At 66.3% G+C, this 18,658-nt stretch carries 19 protein-coding genes; 5 read left to right on the forward strand and 14 right to left on the reverse strand.

The window, feature by feature from the left end:
* Nucleotides 1-19 precede the first annotated feature (19 nt).
* Nucleotides 20-1,093: a LysR substrate-binding domain-containing protein gene (locus tag WAQ08_RS18000; RefSeq protein WP_422193490.1), complete on the reverse strand. Its 1,074-nt coding sequence runs from the start codon at nucleotides 1,091-1,093 to the stop codon at nucleotides 20-22.
* A gap of 122 nt (nucleotides 1,094-1,215) precedes the next feature.
* On the opposite strand from WAQ08_RS18000, the gene WAQ08_RS18005 reads away from it, so the two are divergent.
* Nucleotides 1,216-1,491 (forward strand): DUF4148 domain-containing protein, encoded by a 276-nt coding sequence (locus WAQ08_RS18005; RefSeq protein WP_422193491.1) that lies wholly within the window; start codon nucleotides 1,216-1,218, stop codon nucleotides 1,489-1,491.
* 147 nt (nucleotides 1,492-1,638) lie between these two features.
* On the opposite strand, the gene WAQ08_RS18010 is transcribed toward WAQ08_RS18005, so the two are convergent.
* Nucleotides 1,639-2,952 carry an acyltransferase gene (locus tag WAQ08_RS18010; RefSeq protein WP_422193492.1) on the reverse strand — a complete coding sequence of 438 codons (1,314 nt, stop codon included), beginning with the start codon at nucleotides 2,950-2,952 and terminating at the stop codon, nucleotides 1,639-1,641.
* A gap of 160 nt (nucleotides 2,953-3,112) precedes the next feature.
* Here WAQ08_RS18010 and sbcB point away from each other — a divergent pair, with 160 nt between their 5' ends.
* The gene (sbcB, locus tag WAQ08_RS18015; RefSeq protein ID WP_422193493.1) at nucleotides 3,113-4,558 is read left to right on the forward strand and encodes an exodeoxyribonuclease I; all 1,446 of its coding nucleotides are present in this window, start codon (nucleotides 3,113-3,115) and stop codon (nucleotides 4,556-4,558) included.
* A 20-nt stretch (nucleotides 4,559-4,578) separates the two neighbouring features.
* Nucleotides 4,579-5,085: a YgjP-like metallopeptidase domain-containing protein gene (locus WAQ08_RS18020; RefSeq protein ID WP_422193494.1), complete on the forward strand. Its 507-nt coding sequence runs from the start codon at nucleotides 4,579-4,581 to the stop codon at nucleotides 5,083-5,085.
* A gap of 15 nt (nucleotides 5,086-5,100) precedes the next feature.
* On the opposite strand, the gene WAQ08_RS18025 is transcribed toward WAQ08_RS18020, so the two are convergent.
* Nucleotides 5,101-5,844 carry a TetR/AcrR family transcriptional regulator gene (locus tag WAQ08_RS18025; protein ID WP_422193495.1) on the reverse strand — a complete coding sequence of 248 codons (744 nt, stop codon included), beginning with the start codon at nucleotides 5,842-5,844 and terminating at the stop codon, nucleotides 5,101-5,103.
* A 292-nt stretch (nucleotides 5,845-6,136) separates the two neighbouring features.
* Between WAQ08_RS18025 and WAQ08_RS18030 the strand changes: the two genes are divergently transcribed.
* Both WAQ08_RS18030 and WAQ08_RS18035 read left to right on the forward strand, forming a co-directional pair.
* Nucleotides 6,137-7,939, forward strand: coding sequence for a lipase family protein (locus WAQ08_RS18030; protein WP_422193496.1), 1,803 nt, complete (start codon nucleotides 6,137-6,139; stop codon nucleotides 7,937-7,939).
* Nucleotides 7,940-8,138: 199 nt separating this feature from the next.
* Nucleotides 8,139-8,801 (forward strand): hypothetical protein, encoded by a 663-nt coding sequence (locus WAQ08_RS18035; RefSeq protein WP_422193497.1) that lies wholly within the window; start codon nucleotides 8,139-8,141, stop codon nucleotides 8,799-8,801.
* Nucleotides 8,802-8,819: 18 nt separating this feature from the next.
* On the opposite strand, the gene WAQ08_RS18040 is transcribed toward WAQ08_RS18035, so the two are convergent.
* The 11 genes from WAQ08_RS18040 to WAQ08_RS18090 all read right to left on the reverse strand — a co-directional run bounded on the left by WAQ08_RS18040 (nucleotide 8,820) and on the right by WAQ08_RS18090 (nucleotide 18,654).
* Nucleotides 8,820-9,299 carry a DUF2269 family protein gene (locus WAQ08_RS18040; RefSeq protein ID WP_422193499.1) on the reverse strand — a complete coding sequence of 160 codons (480 nt, stop codon included), beginning with the start codon at nucleotides 9,297-9,299 and terminating at the stop codon, nucleotides 8,820-8,822.
* Nucleotides 9,296-9,664: a DoxX-like family protein gene (locus tag WAQ08_RS18045; RefSeq protein WP_422193552.1), complete on the reverse strand. Its 369-nt coding sequence runs from the start codon at nucleotides 9,662-9,664 to the stop codon at nucleotides 9,296-9,298. Before WAQ08_RS18045 ends, WAQ08_RS18040 begins: the two co-directional genes overlap by 4 nt.
* The gene (locus WAQ08_RS18050) at nucleotides 9,661-10,542 is read right to left on the reverse strand and encodes an NAD-dependent epimerase/dehydratase family protein (protein ID WP_422193500.1); all 882 of its coding nucleotides are present in this window, start codon (nucleotides 10,540-10,542) and stop codon (nucleotides 9,661-9,663) included. Before WAQ08_RS18050 ends, WAQ08_RS18045 begins: the two co-directional genes overlap by 4 nt.
* Nucleotides 10,539-10,931 (reverse strand): hypothetical protein, encoded by a 393-nt coding sequence (locus WAQ08_RS18055; protein ID WP_422193501.1) that lies wholly within the window; start codon nucleotides 10,929-10,931, stop codon nucleotides 10,539-10,541. The genes WAQ08_RS18050 and WAQ08_RS18055 overlap by 4 nt, the downstream gene beginning before the upstream one ends.
* Nucleotides 10,932-10,948: 17 nt before the next feature.
* Nucleotides 10,949-11,407 carry a thiol-disulfide oxidoreductase DCC family protein gene (locus tag WAQ08_RS18060; protein WP_422193502.1) on the reverse strand — a complete coding sequence of 153 codons (459 nt, stop codon included), beginning with the start codon at nucleotides 11,405-11,407 and terminating at the stop codon, nucleotides 10,949-10,951.
* A 61-nt stretch (nucleotides 11,408-11,468) separates the two neighbouring features.
* Nucleotides 11,469-11,990 carry a GbsR/MarR family transcriptional regulator gene (locus WAQ08_RS18065; RefSeq protein ID WP_422193503.1) on the reverse strand — a complete coding sequence of 174 codons (522 nt, stop codon included), beginning with the start codon at nucleotides 11,988-11,990 and terminating at the stop codon, nucleotides 11,469-11,471.
* Between the two features lie 93 nt (nucleotides 11,991-12,083).
* On the reverse strand, nucleotides 12,084-12,587 hold the full coding sequence (locus WAQ08_RS18070) for a hypothetical protein (RefSeq protein WP_422193504.1): 504 nt from the start codon (nucleotides 12,585-12,587) through the stop codon (nucleotides 12,084-12,086).
* Nucleotides 12,588-12,795: 208 nt separating this feature from the next.
* Nucleotides 12,796-15,402: a bifunctional aconitate hydratase 2/2-methylisocitrate dehydratase gene (acnB, locus tag WAQ08_RS18075; RefSeq protein ID WP_422193506.1), complete on the reverse strand. Its 2,607-nt coding sequence runs from the start codon at nucleotides 15,400-15,402 to the stop codon at nucleotides 12,796-12,798.
* 377 nt (nucleotides 15,403-15,779) lie between these two features.
* The gene (locus WAQ08_RS18080; protein WP_422193507.1) at nucleotides 15,780-16,457 is read right to left on the reverse strand and encodes a hypothetical protein; all 678 of its coding nucleotides are present in this window, start codon (nucleotides 16,455-16,457) and stop codon (nucleotides 15,780-15,782) included.
* A gap of 203 nt (nucleotides 16,458-16,660) precedes the next feature.
* A complete protein-coding gene (gene prpF, locus WAQ08_RS18085) occupies nucleotides 16,661-17,848 on the reverse strand; it encodes a 2-methylaconitate cis-trans isomerase PrpF (RefSeq protein ID WP_422193509.1) in 1,188 nt (395 codons plus the stop codon).
* Nucleotides 17,845-18,654, reverse strand: coding sequence for a hypothetical protein (locus WAQ08_RS18090; protein WP_422193511.1), 810 nt, complete (start codon nucleotides 18,652-18,654; stop codon nucleotides 17,845-17,847). The genes prpF and WAQ08_RS18090 overlap by 4 nt, the downstream gene beginning before the upstream one ends.
* Nucleotides 18,655-18,658: the final 4 nt, after the last annotated feature.

The raw sequence follows: 18,658 nt of genomic DNA on the forward strand, positions 1-18,658 counted from the left end.
CGCCGCCCCGGCCTTCTTCTCAGCGAGGCGGGGGGCGCTTGCGGGGTGGGGCTGCTGCAGGCTCCACTACCGCGCATGCCAGGGTGTCGGCGGGCTTGCCGGTTTTGGCCATCGATTTGGTAGCTGGTTTGGTTACCGGCTTGGCTGATGACGCTGGCAACTTGGCCAGCGCGTCCAGCCAGGGATCGCGGTCCAGCTTGCCGCCAAAGCACGACACCAGGAAATCCAGAAACACGCGCGTGCGGGCCGGGAGGTACTGCCGCGACGGGTAAGCCGCGTGGATCACGTAGTTGCGCTGCACCGGGATGTCGGCCAACAGCCGCACCAGGGTGCCGGCGCGCAGCGCATCACCCAGCATGTAGCTGGGCAGGGCCACCACGCCCATGCCGGCCAGGGCCGCGGCCTTGAGCGTTTCCACATGGTTGGAGGTGAGCGCCACGCGCATGGGCAGGGGCGTGCTTTCGCCGCTGGCCGCATTGCGCACGAACCATTCGCGCGGCGAGATGGGCGACACGGCCACCAGGCAATCGTGCTGCGACAGTTCGGCCGCGTTGCCCGGCTGGCCATGCTGGGCGATGTAGGCGGGCGAGGCACAGATGACCACGTCCGTGCGGGCCAGCGGCCGGGCCACGAAGCCGCCTTCGAGCTGTTCTGTGTGCATCGTCATCAGCACGGACACGTCGCAGCCTTCATCCAGCCCGCCGGCCGATGCCGGTGAGATCCAGTCCAGCGTGATGCCAGGATAGGCCTTGCGGAAGGCGCCTAGCTGCCCGGCCAGCCAGACCGAGATGCTGGGCGGAATGTAGACACGCAGGTGCCCGGCAGGCTCTGCGGCCTGCGAGGCCGCGAGCGATTCGGCCTCGTCGACCTCGGTGAGGATGGTGCGCACGCGCTGCAGGTAGGCCTGGCCGATCTCGGTGAGGGCCAGGCGGCGCGTGGTGCGGTTGAGCAGCCGGGCGCCCAGGTGCGATTCCAGCTCGGCCACCAAGCGTGTGACCACGGCGGGGGCCAGATCCAGCGCCCGGGCGGCAGCGGCGAAGCTGCCTTCATCGATGACGCGGGCGAAGACGCGCATGCTGCGGAGCTGGTCCATGGTGGATTATTTAAGAATCAGCAATGAATCATTCTATGCGCGGTGATTTATTTGTGGGTGCCGCATCAATACAGTGAAGTCATCGATCACCTGAAGACCGACACACCTGAAAGGAACCCGCCATGAACACCCGTCTGACCCTCTCCGTTCTGCTTGCTTCTTCCCTGCTGGCTGGTGGCGCTTTCGCCGCCGACACCGGCAAGGCCCTGACCCGCGCTGAAGTGCAGGCCGAACTGGCCCAGGCCCGCGCCCAGGGCCCACTGCCCAACGATCTGCCGGCCGGCTTCCAGCCCGCTGACGTGCAGCCTGCCAAGGCCGCCCAGTCGGTGAAGACCGCTGCGCCGGCGGCCAAGGACACGACTGTGAGCGCTGCCGCCAACGTGCGTCGCGCCCAGTAAGCGCCCCCTAAGCGCTCAGCAAGCTGTCACCCCCAGCGACACCGTTCGATGGTGCCGCTTCCGGCAAGGCCACCCGGCCTGAGCCGTCCGGCCCGGTTGATCCCGCCCACAAGGTTGGTTCACCGGGCCGGTTTCTTTGGTGCGGGCTCAGCTCGGTTGTGCGCGGCGCATGGCTTCCAGCTCGGGCTTGAGCGCGGTGAGGTGGATGTCCACCCCGCCGTCCATCTCCGGCGTCGGGATGATCATCAGCATGCGGAACACCACGCGCGTGGCGTCGTGCCAGCTGGGACGGCCCGTGCCGAAGTCGATTTCGTACATCGGGTAGTGGCTGCAGTTGTTGAGCACCAGCCCGCCATCGAGCGTGCGGCCCACCGAGCGCATCATCAGGCTGAGGATGCCCTTGGTCTGGCGGGCACGCTCCATCAGGCCCAGGTAGCCCAGCAGATCCTCGTTGGTGAGGCTCTCGGCGGGCATGCGGCTTTTGAGCGCGATGGCGGCCAGCGATTGACCGTCCAGTTCGTCGGCGGAGTACATCACCTCGCCATGGCCCAGCGCATTGCCGAAGAAGTGGCGTGGCACGCGCAGGCGGCGCTTGTAGCGCAGGTCGATCACATGGCCCAGGCAGCGGTCGCGGCGGTGCTGCCACAGCGGGTTCAGCGTCTTCAGGCAGTGGGCCGTCACCAGCTCGGCGGTGGTCACGCCATCGGCATCCGGGAACTCGGCGCGTGCCTGCTGCTTCCATTGCTCGATGGTCGCGGCCGGGATGCGGAACACGTCCTTGTCGATGCTGACCAGGTGCTGCCAGCCCAGGCCGGCGTACATGCGGATGCGGTCGCGCCAGCCCATCTCGTAGACGTAGCCGCGCGTGTAGGGCGCTTCCAGGTTGGCCTGGCCCAGTTCGATCAGTTGCTCGCGCTCCATCGAGCGGGTGGGCACCTCTTCGCCACGGGCGCAGGCGGCCCAGTCGACCATGAAGTTCCAGTAGGCCGTGCCGTCCATCACCGAGTGGGCGGCGGTGTTGCTGAGGATGGCGCCGCCATCGGCGAACTGGTAGACATCGACCTCGAACAGCGGCTGGCTGTCCTTGAAGATGTTCCACGGGTAGATCGGTGTGTGAAAGCCCTTGAGCAGCGGGTGCAGGTGGTTGCTGGGCCCGTAGGCGGGCAGGGGGCCGTCGCACTGGTGCACTTTGAAGCGCACGCCGGCGTCGTTGCCCTCGATGCAGGGCAGGCCCTGGGCGTCCTTGCGCATGCGGCCGCCCAGCAGCGGGTACTTGCCCAGCATGGTGGTGAGCGAGCGCTGCAGGTTGGCGACATCCAGCCCCTTCGGGTAGACCTGCACGATGGGGATGCCCATGTGCGAGGTGAAGATGTCGATGCCCGAGACGCGCTGGGTGGCGCAGCGCACACCGCCCTTGAGCGTGGTGGTCGAGACGGTGCGAGAAGAGATCTTGGTGCTCATTGAAACAGCTGCGGCGGCGGGCCTGACCCAGGTCGAGCGGCCAATGTAGCGGCCTGGCAGCCGATTGCGCCCCCGTGTTTGCCCAATGAATCCGCGCGTTTCCTGCAAACAGGGGGCCTGGCGGCCGATGGCGTGTCCGGTCTCGGGTATCGTGCGGGGCATGAGCGATTTCACCTTTTTCTGGCACGACTACGAGACCTTCGGCATCGTGCCCCGCCGCGACCGCCCCTCGCAGTTCGCAGGCATCCGCACCGACGCCGATCTGAACGAGATCGGCGAGCCGGTGATGGAGTACTGCCGCCCGGCGCCCGATTACCTGCCTGAGCCCGAATCCTGCCTGCTGACCGGCATCCTGCCGCAGACCTGCCTGGAAAAAGGCCTGCCCGAGCACAGCTTCGCCGACCTGATCGAGCGCGAACTGGCGCGCGACAACACCGTCGGCCTGGGCTACAACACCATCCGCTTCGACGACGAGGTCACGCGCCACCTGTTCTGGCGCAACCTGATGGACCCGTACGCGCGCGAGTGGCAGAACGGCTGCGGCCGCTGGGATTTGCTCGACGTGGTGCGCTGTACCTGGGCGCTGCGCCCCGAGGGCATCGAGTGGCCGCGCCATGAAGACGGTCGCCCATCGTTCAAGCTGGAGCATCTGACCAAGGCCAACGGCCTGGTGCACGAGGCGGCGCACGATGCGCTCTCCGACGTGCGCGCCACCATCGCGCTGGCCCGCCTGATCAAGCTCAAGCAGCCGCGCCTGTGGGACTTCTGCCTGCGCCTGCGCAAGAAGGATGCGGTCGTGGCCGAGATGGGCGTGGGCAAGCCCTTCCTGCACATCTCCGGCATGTACGGCGTGGACAAGGGCTGCATCGGCGTGGTGTGGCCGCTGGCGCCGCACCCCACCAACAAGAACGAGGTGATCGTGTGGGACCTGTCCCAGGACCCGACCGAGCTGTTCTCGCTGGACGCGGCCACCATCCGCCAGCGCATGTACACCAAGGCCGAGGACCTGCCCGAGGGCGTGACCCGCCTGCCGATCAAGAGCGTGCACATCAACAAGTCGCCCATCGTGATTGGCAACCTGAAGATGCTGAGCCCCGAGGTGGCCCAGCGCTGGTCGATCGACCTGGACCAGGCCCTGCGCCACGCCGAGATCGCCGCGCTCAAGGGCGCCTCGATGGCCGGCATCTGGCCCGAGGTGTTCCAGCGCCCGAAGTCCGAGCAACCGCCCGATGTCGATGAAGACCTGTATGGCGGCTTCATCGGGCAGGACGATCGCCGCCTGCTGCAGCGCATCCGCGGCATGACGCCGGAGCAACTGGCCGAGCGCCTGCAAGACCGCCAGCCCGCCTTCGCCGACGAGCGGCTGGAAGAACTGCTGTTCCGCTGGCGCGCGCGCAACTTCCCGCACACGCTGAGCGAGCTTGAGCAGCAGCGCTGGGCGCAGCATTGCCAGGCCCGCCTGATCGAAGGGCAGGGCGGTGCGCTCACGCTGGCTGGCTTCTTCGAGCGCATCGACAAGCTCAGCGAACAACTCTCGGACGAAGACGAACGCGGCCAGGACATCCTGGGCGCCCTGTACGACTACGCCGAGCAGATCGCGCCCTGAGCAGTACCCTGAGCCACGCCATGAGCAACGCCACCCCGCTGAAGTACCTGGCGGGCTACCCCGAGCACCTGCTGCTGCAGGTGCGCCAGTTGATCGACCAGGGCAAGCTGGCCGAGACCATCGCACGCCGCTACCCCGAGCCGCACGAGGTGCGCACCGACAAGGCCTTGTACGACTACGTGATCGAGCTGAAGGACCGCCACCTGCGCAAGGCCGATCCGCTCAGCAAGGTAGCCTACGACAGCAAGCTCAAGGTGATCCAGCATGCGCTGGGCACGCACACGGCCGTGTCGCGCGTGCAGGGCGGCAAGCTCAAGGCCAAGCGCGAGATCCGCGTGGCCAGCCTGTTCCGCGAGGCGCCGGCTGATTTCCTCAAGATGATCGTGGTGCACGAACTGGCGCACCTGAAGGCGCGTGAGCACGACAAGGCCTTCTACGCCCTGTGCACGCACATGCAGCCCGATTACCACCAGGTGGAGTTCGACCTGCGGCTCTACCTGACCGTCAAGGATTTGCCCCAGGGGTGACCCTGGCCTGGTGGCTCAGCCCTCGCCGATGGCCTCTTCGTCATCCTGGGCGGCTGGCCTGACACCTTCACGTTGGCGCCGCGCCTGGGCCGCATCCATGGCATCGCGGGCCATGCGGTTCACCCAGGTCTCCAGCCCCTGCCAAGCGTAGAGGTTGTACTCCAGCACCTCCTCGACGGGCTCCTTGAAGCCGTTGCGCACCCACACGGTGCCCACCTGCACGGCCATGCCCAGCAGCCCCCACATCAGCATCTCCAGGTTGAAGCCACGCTTGAGGCGCGGGTAGAGCGAGCGGGCGATGCCGGCGATCAGGGTGGCGTACTGCTCCAGGCTGCGCTGCACCTTCTCGGCGCTCTGGCGGTTTGCGCTGAAGGCGTCGATCAGCAGCACCTGGGCGCGGCGCGGGTCTTCCTTGATGAAGCTATAGAAGGCGTGCAGCCCGGCGCGGGCGATGGATTCCACGCCGCGTGGCGAATCCTTCATGGCTTGCGCCACCCGCTGCAGCAGCAGTTCGCGCTGCCAGCGGTGCACGGCGTCGAAGGCGTCCTCGGTGTTGCGGAAGGATTCGTAGAAGTAGCGGTCGGTCAGGCGGGCCTGCGCGCAGATGTCGCGCATGGTGGTGCGTGCGATGCCGAGGGCGGCGAAGGCCTCGAAGGCGCCTTCCAGCAGCTTTTCATGCCGTTGCTGGCGCCGGGCCTCGGCGGATTCGCCCCGGTAGGCACGGGATGGGGGAGCGTCTGAACCGGGCGTTGACTTCATGAAGTGTGGGGTGTGGCCGTCTGGACGCTGGGCAGGCGGCCTGAATGGATTTCATTTGATCATAAATGGACAACAAATGTTGTCTGCTCTGGGCCGGGTTTCCCTGGGAGCAGGGGGATAAGCCGGATCCCCCGCATTCGTGGGTTTCGGATCGTGGTATCTGGCCGTGAGGCGGAAAACCCTTTGCGAAAGTGACGTGTCAGTTCGTCAGAATTCGAATGACGATTTATCGATCGTCGGTAATCGGCAATCGTTATTGATTGCCGTACCTCACTCAGCCTGGAGAGACAACATGATTGCATCCTACGCACGCAGGGCCCTTCGGACCTTGCCCATGGCCGGCCTGGCCATGGCGGTCAGCCTGGCCTACGCCGCACCGACTCAGGGGCCCACGGGCATCGCCTTCTACAACGCACCGGCCGCCATCCCTGCCGGCAGCAATGGCGACCTGATTTCCTACCGCTCGACCACGGTCAACCTGGGCGACAACGCACCCGGCGTCAAGGCGTGGAAGGTGATGTACCGCTCCACCGACTCGCTCGGCGCGGCCAACATCGTCACCGGCACGGTGCTGGTGCCCACCAAGATGTGGAGCAACATCTTCCAAGCCCGCCCCATCGTGTCCTACGCGGTTGGCACGCATGGCCTGGCCCAGGGTTGTGCACCCTCGCAGCAACTGGAAGCGGGCACCGACTACGAAACCTCCAACATCAACGCCGCGCTCACCGCCGGCTACGCCGTGCTGGTGTCCGACTACCAGGGCTACACCAACGGTGCCACGCCCACCTACCTGGCCGGTGCTTCGCAGGGCAATGCCGTGCTGGACATCGTGCGCGCGGCCAGCCAGATCCCGTCCGGCGGCGTGAGCGCCAATGCCAAGACGGCCATCTGGGGTTACTCGCAAGGTGGCCAGAGCGCCGCCTGGGCCGCGCAGCGCCATGCCGCCTACGCTCCTAGCGTGAACCTGGTCGGCGTGGCCGCCGGCGGCGTGCCCGGTGACTTCCTGACCACCGCCAGCTACCTGGATGGCGGCAACGGTTCCAGCTTCCTGTTCGGCGGCATCATTGGTCTGTCGACGCAGTACCCCACCGCGATCCCCCTGAACGACCTGACCAACGCCGCCGGCAAGGCCGCCATCACCCGGGGCAAACAGCAGTGCGTGTTCGAGTCGCTGTTCGACCTGATGAACAAGAACGTCGCTGAGTTCACGGTGGGCAACCAGTCGCTCAACCAGATCCTCGACACGCTGCCGGCTGCCAAGCAGGCCGTGCTGGCGCAGGACCTGGGCGCCGACAAGGTGTCCGTGCCGCTGTACCAGTACCACGGTCAGGCCGACGAGTTCATCCCGCTGGGCCAGGCCGTCTCGCTCAAGAAGAAGTACTGCGCCAAGTTCAGCAACGTGACCTTCGACGTGTACCCCAGCGAGCACATCGTCACGCAGTTCCAGGCCGCGCCGCAGGTGCTGAGCTGGCTGGGTGAGCGCATCGCAGGCAAGAGCACGACGGGCAGTTGTTCGTACGCCGGGGCCGATCCGCAATCCACGGCCAACCCCGTGAACGGCAACTTTGTTGTGTCGCTCAAGGAATGGCTGCTGAACGCCACGGTGGGCCTCAAGACCCTGGGCCAGACGGTGAAAATGCCGGCCGATTCGAGCTTCACGGCCGATGCCGACATCACCGCCAAGCGCCTGACGGGCAACTTGAACGTGCCTGACTTCAAGCAGACGCTCAGCATCATCGGTCTGCCCATCTCCGTGGGTCTGTCGGTCAAGCCCAATGGCCAGACCACGGGCACCGTCGCGCTGGACAACAACGGCCGCCTCAAGATCACCGGCACGGCCTATGCCGACATCACGGTGACCTCGGTGCTGGGCATCCCCTTCGGCGAGTGCAAGACGAGCAAGCCGGTGGAGTTCCCCATCAACTTCGAGGGCCCTGTCTCGTCGCTGGGCAATGGCAACCTGACCTTCTCGGGCACCACCAGCTTCCCGGCGATCAAGGGCTGCTTCATCTCGGCGATCCTGTCGACGCTGATGTCGGGCAATGGCCAGACCTACAGCTTCACGGTCACGCCCAAGGGCCCGGTGGGTTATTGAACGCCTCCAGGGCAGGGCGGCGCCCAGCCCGTCCCCTGCGGGGGGCAAGGAAACTTGGGGCGGCCCGGCGTTTCCTTGAGAGCACCTGAAGTACCCCCGGGGCAACGATGTCCCGGGTCTGTCACAGGGCCATGCCGGCCCGACGCGCGCGACACTGCCCACAAGGCCGGTCGCGCGCCCAGAGGACAAGGATGACGAAATGGCACAAGTTCTGATGAGCCTACCGGCGGGCCGCAAGTGGATCGTGGCGCTGGGCGCCGTGGCGGTCGCGGCGATGGCGGCGGCGTGGTGGACACATTCATCGCCGCCTGAGACCACCTGGCAGGAGAAGCCGGACACGGCAGCCGGGCAGGCAGCATCCACACAGGCTGTGGCCGCGCAGCCCCAAGGCCTTCAACTGACGGAAGTGATGGCTGGGCAATCCGAGGCTGCCAAGGCGCTGGCCACCCAACCCGCTGTCAAACCCATTGATGGACCAGTCACGGAGCGCCCCGCCTTCGTGTCGCCGATGGAGTGGATGGTGCTCAAGGGCACGGTCTCGCAGCACCCGCACCCGGAGCGCGAACTCACGCGCATGGTCAACTTCTTGCGCTTCACCAAGCAGATGGAACTGCTGGAGACGCTGCCTCGCACCGCGGATGTGCAACCCCGGCGGCAGGCCCTGGCCAACGAACTGCTGGCCGATTTGCCCCAGCGCCTGCTCAACGACGAGATGCCGATGAAGGATCTGCGCGAGACCCAGGCCATGTTGCTGCAGGATGCGGAACCTGATCCAGAGCGGCGCCAGGCCCGTGCACAGATCGAGGCACGTCGCCTGGAGCAGGCCTTGTCCACCCAGCAGGCCAAGGGCCCTCGGCCTTGAGCGTCACTGTTTCGATGCTCAGGCGCTCCACAGCGCAGGCTTGTTGACCATCAGGTAGTACACCGCCAACATGGCCAGGAAGGCCGGATAGCCCAGTGCCTCCCACCAGCGTGCGTGCTGCCAGTACGCTGCAGGCAGGGGCTGATCTGCCTCATGCGCCTGCCATGCCATGGCGGCCATGCTGTACTGCAGCCACACCACCGGCAGCCAGCAGGCGCCGGCCAGCGCATACAGTGCGATCGACACGAGCAGCCACGGCGAGCCCATCGGCCAGCCCGCCATGTGGGCCAGGGCGATGCCGGTGAGCGGCTGCAGGATCACCGTGGGTGTGGTGAACCACCAGTCCGCCCGCACCACCAGCCGGCTCACTACGGCCTGCGCCGCGACCGACCCGCTGCGGTTCACGAAGAACATGAAGAAGGCCGAGCCGAAGCCGGTGCCGACCATCAACACGCTCGACAGGATGTGCAGCCACTTGAGGATCAGGTAAGTGTTCATGAGGGATCGTCCTGGATCAGCACCCACAGCACGGTGGCAATGGGCAGGTTCTTGAGCAGGGGGCCGAGCGGGTGCAGCCACAGGGCCGGTGCGAGCACGGTGGCCACCAGTGTCATGGCGCCCATGGCCAGCAGGGCCGCGATCCAGGTGGCGCGCCGAGGCCGCCAGCACATGGCCAGGCCCAGCACCGTGTCGAGCGCGATGCCGCCCCAGATGCCCAGAGCCTGCCAAGCAGGATGGTGCACGCCAGCATCCCGCATCAGTTGCAGAGACTGGCCGCGCGCCTCCACCGCGCTGACCGCCGCGGTGCCCAACCAGACCATGATCAGGCTGGCCTGGAGCACCTGCCGTTGCGCGGCATTCATTGCCATGAGGCCTCCACCATCCGTTGATGGGGCAGGGCCGGGCGCCCCAGCAGGCCAGCCAGCACGTCGGCGGGGCCCACGTTGTCCTGGGCCAGCAGGGCCAGGGTTTCGCTGCACCACGGTGCGAAGGGCAGGGCATCGCCCATGCGGGCGCTCAGCCGTGTCACCAGGCTGGGCAGAGGGCCGACACGGGCAGGCCCGTGACCCAACTGGGCCCGCAGGCTGGCGATGAAGGCGCCCAGCCGCAGAGGCGCCGGCCCCACGCAGGGCAGGACGCCCGTGCGTGCCAGCCCATCGCCTTGCAGCAAGGCGGCCACCGCCATGGCCAGGTCATCCACGGCCACGGGCTGCACCTGTGCATCGATCACCGGCCGTGGCAGCAGCAGCCAGGGGCTGCGCGCCAGCCCCATGAACAGGCGGCTGCTGTCGCCCTCCTGGCCGAAGACGATGCTCGGGCGCAGCACCACCCCATCGATACGGCCTGCGTCGATCAGGGCCAGTAGGTGCGCGTCGGCCGCGAGCTTGGTGCGGGCGTAGCGGGTGCCATTGCCCTCGATGCCCAGGGCCGAAATCTGCACCACGCGGCGCACCCCGGCCAGCGCGCAGGCATCGAACAGGGCCTTGGGCGCGTCCTCGTGCACGGCCTGCAGGGGGCGGGCCTGGCTGTCGCGCAGCACGCCCACCGCATTGACCACGGCATCGAAGCCGCGCACCCGTGGCAGCCACCGGGCCACGTCCGTGTCGTGGCTGAAATCCACCGGCATCAGCCCGGGTTGTCGGCTTGAGGCAGCGCCCGTCACCTCATGGCCCGCCGCCTGCAGCGCCCGCTGCACATGCCGGCCGATGAAGCCTCGCGCACCACACAGCAACACTCTCATGATTGCACCTCCCGGTCACCGGGCCAGGCGGGCGCGGTCTGTGCGGTTTGTGCTGCTGCCTGCGCCGCCTGGATGATCTGCACCTGGCCCCACACGCGGGTGGCGATGAATGCCGCGGTCACGAACACCCCGGCGATGACGATCAACAGGGCGCGGCGCAGGGTGTCGACGGTGCTGGCCTCGGGGTCGAACCGCCCGAAGACCAGGCACAGGAACACGGTGCCGCTCACGGCCAGCAGGTAGGCGCTGCGCACCCAGAACTCCGCGCCGCCATCAGCGTCGCAGAAGGAGCGCAGCACCTTGAGCAGGATGGGGCGCAGGTAGGACAGGGCGATGATGGGCCCGGCCACAGCGATCAGCAGAGAGGCCGAGAAGAGCATGGCATTCATGGTGGGCTCCTGGTGGTTCAACGTTGAGGGGTTGAGCAAGCGCCTTGGTCGCAGCGCGCCCGCTGTGCCGCGCGCTCGGCGGCCCAGCGGGCGGGGCCTTCGAACAGCGCAGCGACCACCCAGCGGGGCACACGGTGCCGGTTGCGCACCAGGCAGGGATAGGCCCTGTCCGCCCATTGCCGAAGCACGGGCCAGGCAGTGGGCGCGGTGAGCCAGCCCATGCCGACGGCACCGTAGGCCTGGCGAAAGACTTCGACGCCGCGGATCACCTCGCCATCGGCGCGCACGGCGTGGATCATCGACAGCAGATCAGCCTGGGTGGTGTCGGCGATGGGCGAGACGAAGCCCGCGGCCGAGGCATCCACGAACACCAGCCGACCAGCGGTGTTGCGCAGCATCAGGTTGCGCATCTCGCCGTCGCACAGCCGGCACGAGGCGTCGTAGTAGACGGTGAGGGGATAGCTTGCGGTGTCCATGATCCATTCTTTATGAAATTTCAGCATAAACAGAAATTAATGGTCAAAAAAGGGGGCTTGCTCAACCCCGCACAAATTTCTGGATGCTCGCCCCCATGCGCAGCACTTTCTCCAGCGTGGAGGGCGACAGGCGCAGCATCTCGTCGGACCAGGAGCCCAGCGACTGCATCAGCTTGAGGGTTTCGCGGACTCGGTCTTGTGCATCGGGGGCTTCCTTGTCGAAATCAGCCTGCTTGACCAGTTCATTGAGCATCTGGATGGTCGGGTCGAACTCACGGTCCTTGCGTTCGCGGATGACGGTGCGGAACAGTTCCCAGACATCCTGCGAGGTCTCGAAATAATCGCGGCGGTCACCCAGCACTTGTGTGGTGCGCACCAGCTTCCAGTTGAGCAGTTCCTTGAGGCTGTTGCTGACGTTGGAGCGGGCCACGCCCAGGGTCTCGGCGATCTCTTCGGCGTGCAGCGGGCGACCGTGGAAGAAGAGCAGGGCGTGGATCTGCGAGACGGTGCGGTTCACGCCCCAGGCGGAGCCCATCTCACCCCAGTGAACCACGAACTTGCGAGCGACATCAGAGAGTTCCATGGCGCCAGTTTAGTCGGACGGTAATTTCTGTCAATACTGAAATTTTTAGGAGCAAAGAGACACCGATCCGTTCGAAGATTGGCGCCCGTCTGTTCAGACGTAGGTGTCGACGTTGGAGCCGACCAGCGAACCATCCGCGCGGGCACGGGCCACGGCGGCGGCATCTCGCTGGGCACTGGCCGCATCCTGGCCGGTATCGACCAGGCTGGCTTGCCCGGACGGGGGCTCTGGCGCCCTGGCGGCCTGGGCCGATCGCAGGGGCTGCGAAGGCTCCTGGGGGGGCTGTGCACTCACCGTGTCGTTGTCCGGCGAGGGCTGAGCATTCTCGTCGTCCGCTGGTTCCACCGCTGCCCTTTGCTGAGCTGCAGCACTGGCGACAGCCTGCTGCAACTGACCGATCTGGGTCTGAAGCAGGCCCACCTGTGCGGTCAGTGCCTGCATTCGGAACGAGGCGGTTTCATCGCTGCTGGACGCGGCACTCGCGCGCTGCTTGTCCAACGCCTCGAGGCGGCGTTGCAGCACAGCGATCTGGGTGTCGCTGGAAACAGGGCGGGTGGCACGGCTGATGCCGGCAATGGCTGATGCGTTGACGTCCATGGGAACTCCCTTCCCATCAATGGATTAACGTGGTTTTCGGTCAGCTTATTGGAAGACTGTAGCCCTGATTGATGCTTGATGACAAAAAATAAACGGAGGATGAAAATTGAGAAAACAAGAAAAACGGCCCGCCGGATCACTCCGGGCGGGCCGTTTTGCACTGATTGCCAGAGGCGCAGGGCCTCTGTGCTTCAGCGCGAGGCTGGCATCAGGCAGCCTTCACGGTCTTGGCGGTCTCCACGTACTCTTCGATCTTGTCGAAGCTCATGTACTGGTAGATCTTGTCCGCGTTGGCGGTGACCACACCGGTCTCGGCCAGGTACTCGGCCGGCGTCGGCAACTTGCCCAGCTTGGCGGCCACGGCGGCCAGCTCGGCGGAGCCCAGGAACACGTTGGTGTTCTTGCCCAGGCGGTTCGGGAAGTTGCGCGTCGACGTGGAGATACAGGTCGAGCCTTCCTTGATCTGGGCCTGGTTGCCCATGCACAGCGAGCAGCCGGGCATTTCGGTGCGGGCGCCAGCGGTGCCGAAGGTGTTGTAGAAGCCTTCCTTGGTCAGCTCGGCTGCGTCCATCTTGGTGGGCGGGGCCACCCACAGGCGCACCGGGATGTCCTTCTTGCCTTCCAGCACTTTGCCGGCGGCGCGGAAGTGGCCGATGTTGGTCATGCACGAACCGATGAAGGCTTCGTCGATCTTGGTGCCGGCCACTTCGGACAGGAACTTGGCATCGTCCGGGTCGTTCGGGCAGCAGACGATGGGCTCCTTGATGTCGGCCAGATCGATCTCGATCACGGCAGCGTACTCGGCGTCCTTGTCGGCTTCCAGCAGCTCGGGGTTGGCCAGCCAGGCTTCCTGGGCCTTGATGCGGCGCTCCAGGGTGCGGACATCGGCGTAACCGTCGGCGATCATGTTCTTCATCAGAACGATGTTCGACGTCAGGTACTCGGCGATGGGCTCCTTGTTGAGCTTGATCGTGCAACCGGCGGCGGAGCGCTCGGCCGAGGCATCGGACAGCTCGAACGCTTGCTCGACCTTCAGGTCAGGCAGGCCTTCGATTTCCAGCACGCGGCCCGAGAAGATGTTCTTCTTGCCGGCCTTGGCCACGGTCAGCAGACCGGCCTTGATGGCGTACAGGGGGATGGCATGCACCAGGTCACGCAGGGTGACGCCGGGCTGCATCGTGCCCTTGAAGCGCACCAGCACGGATTCGGGCATGTCCAGCGGCATCACGCCGGTGGCGGCGCCGAAGGCGACCAGGCCCGAACCGGCCGGGAAGGAGATGCCGATCGGGAAGCGGGTGTGCGAGTCGCCACCGGTGCCGACGGTGTCGGGCAGCAGCAGGCGGTTCAGCCACGAGTGGATCACGCCGTCGCCAGGACGCAGGGCCACGCCGCCGCGGTTGCTGATGAAGGCAGGCAGCTCGCGGTGCATCTTCACGTCCACGGGCTTGGGGTAGGCAGCCGTGTGGCAGAACGATTGCATGACCAGGTCAGCCGAGAAGCCCAGGCAGGCCAGGTCCTTCAGCTCGTCGCGGGTCATCGGGCCGGTGGTGTCTTGCGAACCGACCGTGGTCATCTTGGGCTCGCAGTAGGTGCCGGGACGCACGCCTTGCTGGTTGCCGCCCACGACGGGCAGACCAACCGCGCGGCCAACCATCTTCTGGGCCAGGGTGAAGCCCTTACCGGTGTCCTTCGGAGCCTGGGGCAGGCGGAACTCGGTGGAGGCGGGCAGACCCAGGAACTCACGGGCCTTGCCGGTCAGCGAGCGGCCGATGATCAGGTTGATGCGGCCGCCGGCTTGCACTTCGTCCAGCAGCACTTGCGACTTCAGCTCGAAGTTGGCGGCGACGGCGCCGTTCTTCTCGATCTTGCCTTCGTACGGGTAGATGTCGAGCACGTTACCCATTTCGAACGCGGTCACGTCCACTTCGATGGGCAGCGAGCCGGAGTCTTCCTGCGTGTTGAAGAAGATGGGGGCGATCTTGCCGCCCAGGGTGACGCCGCCGAAGCGCTTGTTGGGCACGAAGGGGATGTCTTCGCCGGTGGCCCAGATCACGCTGTTGGTGGCGGACTTGCGCGAAGAGCCGGTGCCGACCACGTCGCCGACGTAGGCGACCAGGTTGCCCTTTTGCTTCAGGTCTTCGATGAACTGCATCGGACCGCGCTTGCCGTCTTCTTCGGGCTTGAAGGCCGCGTCGGGACGGGTGTTCTTGAGCATCGCCAGATAGTGCATCGGGATGTCGGGGCGGCTCCAGGCGTCCGGAGCGGGCGACAGGTCGTCGGTGTTGGTCTCGCCAGGCACCTTGAACACGGTCACGGTGATCTTCTGGGCGACCTTGGGGCGGGTGGTGAACCACTCGGCGTCGGCCCACGACTGCATCACGGCCTTGGCGTTGGCGTTGCCGACCTTGACCAGTTCGGACACGTCATGGAACGAGTCGAACATCAGCAGGGTTTTCTTGAGCGCATCGGCGGCCACGGCGCCCACTTCGGCGTCGGACAGCAGATCGATCAGGGGCTTGACGTTGTAGCCGCCCACCATGGTGCCCAGCAGTTCAGTGGCCTTGGCCTTGCTGATCAGGCCGACGGTGAGGTCGCCATGGGCCACGGCGGCCAGGAAGGAAGCCTTCACCTTGGCGGCGTCGTCCACGCCCGGGGGCACGCGGTGCGTCAGCAGGTCCAGCAGGAACGCATCTTCGCCAGCGGGCGGGTTCTTGATGAGTTCGATCAGCTCAGCAACTTGGGCTGCGGACAGGGCCAGAGGGGGAATGCCCAGCGCGGCGCGCTCGGCAACGTGTTGGCGATAGGCTTGCAACATGGTGTTCACCTGGGGTAGGGAAGGGCAAAGATCAAGCGGAAGCTTCGGAGCGAGTTTTCCGCATCGTGGGCGGAGGGCGCGCGCCAAAAGCCACAGGAAAGGCACAGGAACGCTCACGAGGATGCAATTTCTGTGCAGACCGCTATTCTCGCTTACCAGAGGGGGGATTGCCACCTCTATGGCGACAAAACACTCAATTGGGTTGCCTTATTGGGCGCGGGTGGCGCGCGCATGCATCAGGGGGGCGCAGCGGCGTCCACCAGAGGGCGTGGCTCGGCCAAAACGACGATGAATGCGGCGATGGAAACGACAACGGCGCCCGCGGTGGGGCGCCGTGATGGCGGTGCCTGGCTGCCGGCGTGGCGCCGGCGCCCGGATCAGGGGGCGGTGGGGGCCGCGGCCTTGTTGCCGTCGAGGTTGAACACCGAGGGCTTGGGATTGCGGCTCATTTCCTCCATGGCCACGCGCTGCACTTCGTGCATGCAGCCATCGACCATGCGCTGGCCCGTCTTCACGTTCATCAGCATGGACTTGGTGGCGATCTGGAGCATCAGGGCTTCGCCGCGGGTGTCTTCCAGGCGGATGGTGCCGGTGGAGGACACGACGGGCTTCATCACCCACACCTGGCGGCCTTCGGTCAGGTTGACGTAGCCGGGGTTGGCGTCGTTGCGGTCGACCAGGACGGATTTCTTGAACTCGCACTCGTACTTGCCGATCAGCACGTGCTGGGCGGCGGCGATCTGCTCGTGGGAGGCTTCGGGCAGCGGGGCCAGCTTGGTTTCGATGGCTGCGGCTGCGGCGCCGCCCACGATGACGGCCTTCTTGGCGGTCTTGGCGCGGCGTTCCTTGCGCTCCTTCACGGAGGGGCCGACGGGCTTGGCCGGGGCCTTGATGCCCGTGGGCTCGGTGGCCGCGGCGGCGTGGGCCTGCGGCAGGTAGGCGGTGGCGCCGATGCCGATCAGGGCGCCCAGCGACAGCGAGATCAGGCGCACACGACGAGCCTGGGCGGTGATGGCGGAAAGCGAGAGGGTGGTGTGGCGGGTCATCGGGGTCACGGCAGAAGTCCTTCGGCGCGGCGCAATCGTCGCGAGGGCTATTGTGAGGGTTGAATCGTGCCCGCTGGACGTGAAAAAACCCGGAGGACGGGGTCTTCCGGGTTTTGACTGAACGGCCTGAACCGCGTTCGTAACCGTGTGTTTCTGGTTTGGGCCTTGCCCAGGGCCTATCGGCCGGCTGGGCAGAGCATTGGCGCGTGGCCTCAGAACGTGTCGCCGGGGATGCGCACCGCGCCTTCCATCAGGATGCGGGCGCTGCGGCTCATGATGGCCTTGGTGACCGTCCACTGGCCATCGACCAGCTTGGCCTGGGCACCCACGCGCAAGGTGCCGGAGGGGTGGCCGAAGCGCACGGCTTCGCGCTCGCTACCGCCTGCGGCCTGGTTGACCAGCGTGCCGGGAATGGCGGCGGCGGTACCGATGGCGACTGCCGCCGTGCCCATCATCGCGTGGTGCAGCTTGCCCATGGACAGTGCGCGTACCAGGAGGTCCACATCACCGGCGTCGATGGTTTTGCCGCTGGAGGCCGTGTAGGTGGTGGGCGGTGCCACGAAGGCGATCTTGGGTGTGTGCTGGCGCGTGGCGGCTTCCTCGGGCGTCTTGATCAGGCCCATGCGCAGGGCGCCGGCGACGCGGATGGCCTCGAAGCGCTTGAGTGCGGCGGGATCACTGTTGATCTGCTCGCGCAATTCGGTGCCGGTGTAGCCGATGTCCTTGGCGTTGACGAACACGGTGGGGATGCCGGCGGTGATCATCGTGGCCTTGAAGGTGCCCACGCCGGGCACTTCGAGGTCATCGACCAGGTTGCCGGTGGGGAACATCGAGCCGCCTTCGTCGCCATCGTCGGACGGGTCTATGAACTCGAGCACGATTTCGGCGGCGGGGAAAGTCACGCCATCCAGCTCGAAATCACCGGTTTCCTGCACCTGGCCGTTGGTCACGGGCACGTGGGCGATGATGGTTTTCTTGATGTTGGCCTGCCAGATGCGGACCACGGCCACGCCGTTGTCAGGGATGCGCGAGGGATCGACCAGGCCGGCGTGGATGGCGAACGAACCCGCGGCGGTGGACAGGTTGCCGCAGTTGCCGGACCAGTCCACGAAGGGCTTGTCGATCGAGACCTGGCCGTAGAGGTAGTCCACATCGTGGTCGGGCACGCTGGCCTTGGACAGGATCACGCACTTGGAGGTGGACGAGGTAGCGCCGCCCATGCCGTCGATGTGGGCCGAGTAGGGATCGGGGCTGCCGATCACGCGCATGAAGAGCTTGTCGCGCGCTTCGCCGGGCACCTGGCAGGCGGCGGGCAGATCCTGCAGGCGGAAGAACACGCCCTTGCTGGTGCCGCCACGGATGTAGGTGGCGGGGACTTTGATCTGTGCGGGGTGGCTCATTTCGATGGACTCCAGAGTGCGGGGCCAGGCAGGCCGTGTTGCAGCGCCAGGCGAGAGATGATTTGAATGGACAGGGCGATGAGCAGGGCTGTCGCGAAGGACGAGGCCAGCGGCCATGAGGGCAGCGTGATCGCCAGCACGATGCAGAACGCGCTGAAGGCGTAGTAGCCCAGCACCATGCCCTTGAGCAGCCGGATGGTGGCAATGGCGCCTTCATGCCGATGGGTGAAGACGGCCAGCACGGAGCCCATCACGGGGAACATGGCGAGCATGCCGCTGAGCGTGGGGCCGATGTGGAATGCCAGATGCGTGACCGTGGCGGTGAGCAGGGCACCTGCGAGCATGCGCAGCCACAGATCACCTTTGGTACGCAGCGGTGATGAAGCGTGCGAGGCGACCGGTGGCTTGGGATACAGGAGCGGCGCAGTCCCCAACGCGATCAACACCACGATGGCCATGTACGCCATAGGCGGCCGTGCGTTGATGCTCAAGGCTGCCACGACCAGTGCGTAAGCCGCCCAACCCGCGACCAGACTGATCGGCCAGGCATGTCGCCGCGAAGCAGCCTGCGCATAGGCGATGCCAAAGGCCAAATTGGCCAGCACGGCGGTCAAGGTGCCGGCAGCGGCCGTGGCCGTGAAGGTCGGGCCTTGCTCCAGGCCCATGAAGAGCAGGATCGGGCCGGCGACCACCGGAAAGGCCGAGAGCCAGCCGGCTACGGCCGGCCCCCAGCGGCGGCCTGCCAGGGGCACAGCCGCGATCAGCGCGGGCACCAGCGTCAGCTTGAGGAGGATGAGTCCGTTCATGGCG

It is taken from the genome of Aquabacterium sp. (genome assembly GCF_049274795.1).
In the GTDB taxonomy this organism is placed as follows: Bacteria; Pseudomonadota; Gammaproteobacteria; order Burkholderiales; family Burkholderiaceae_C; genus Aquabacterium.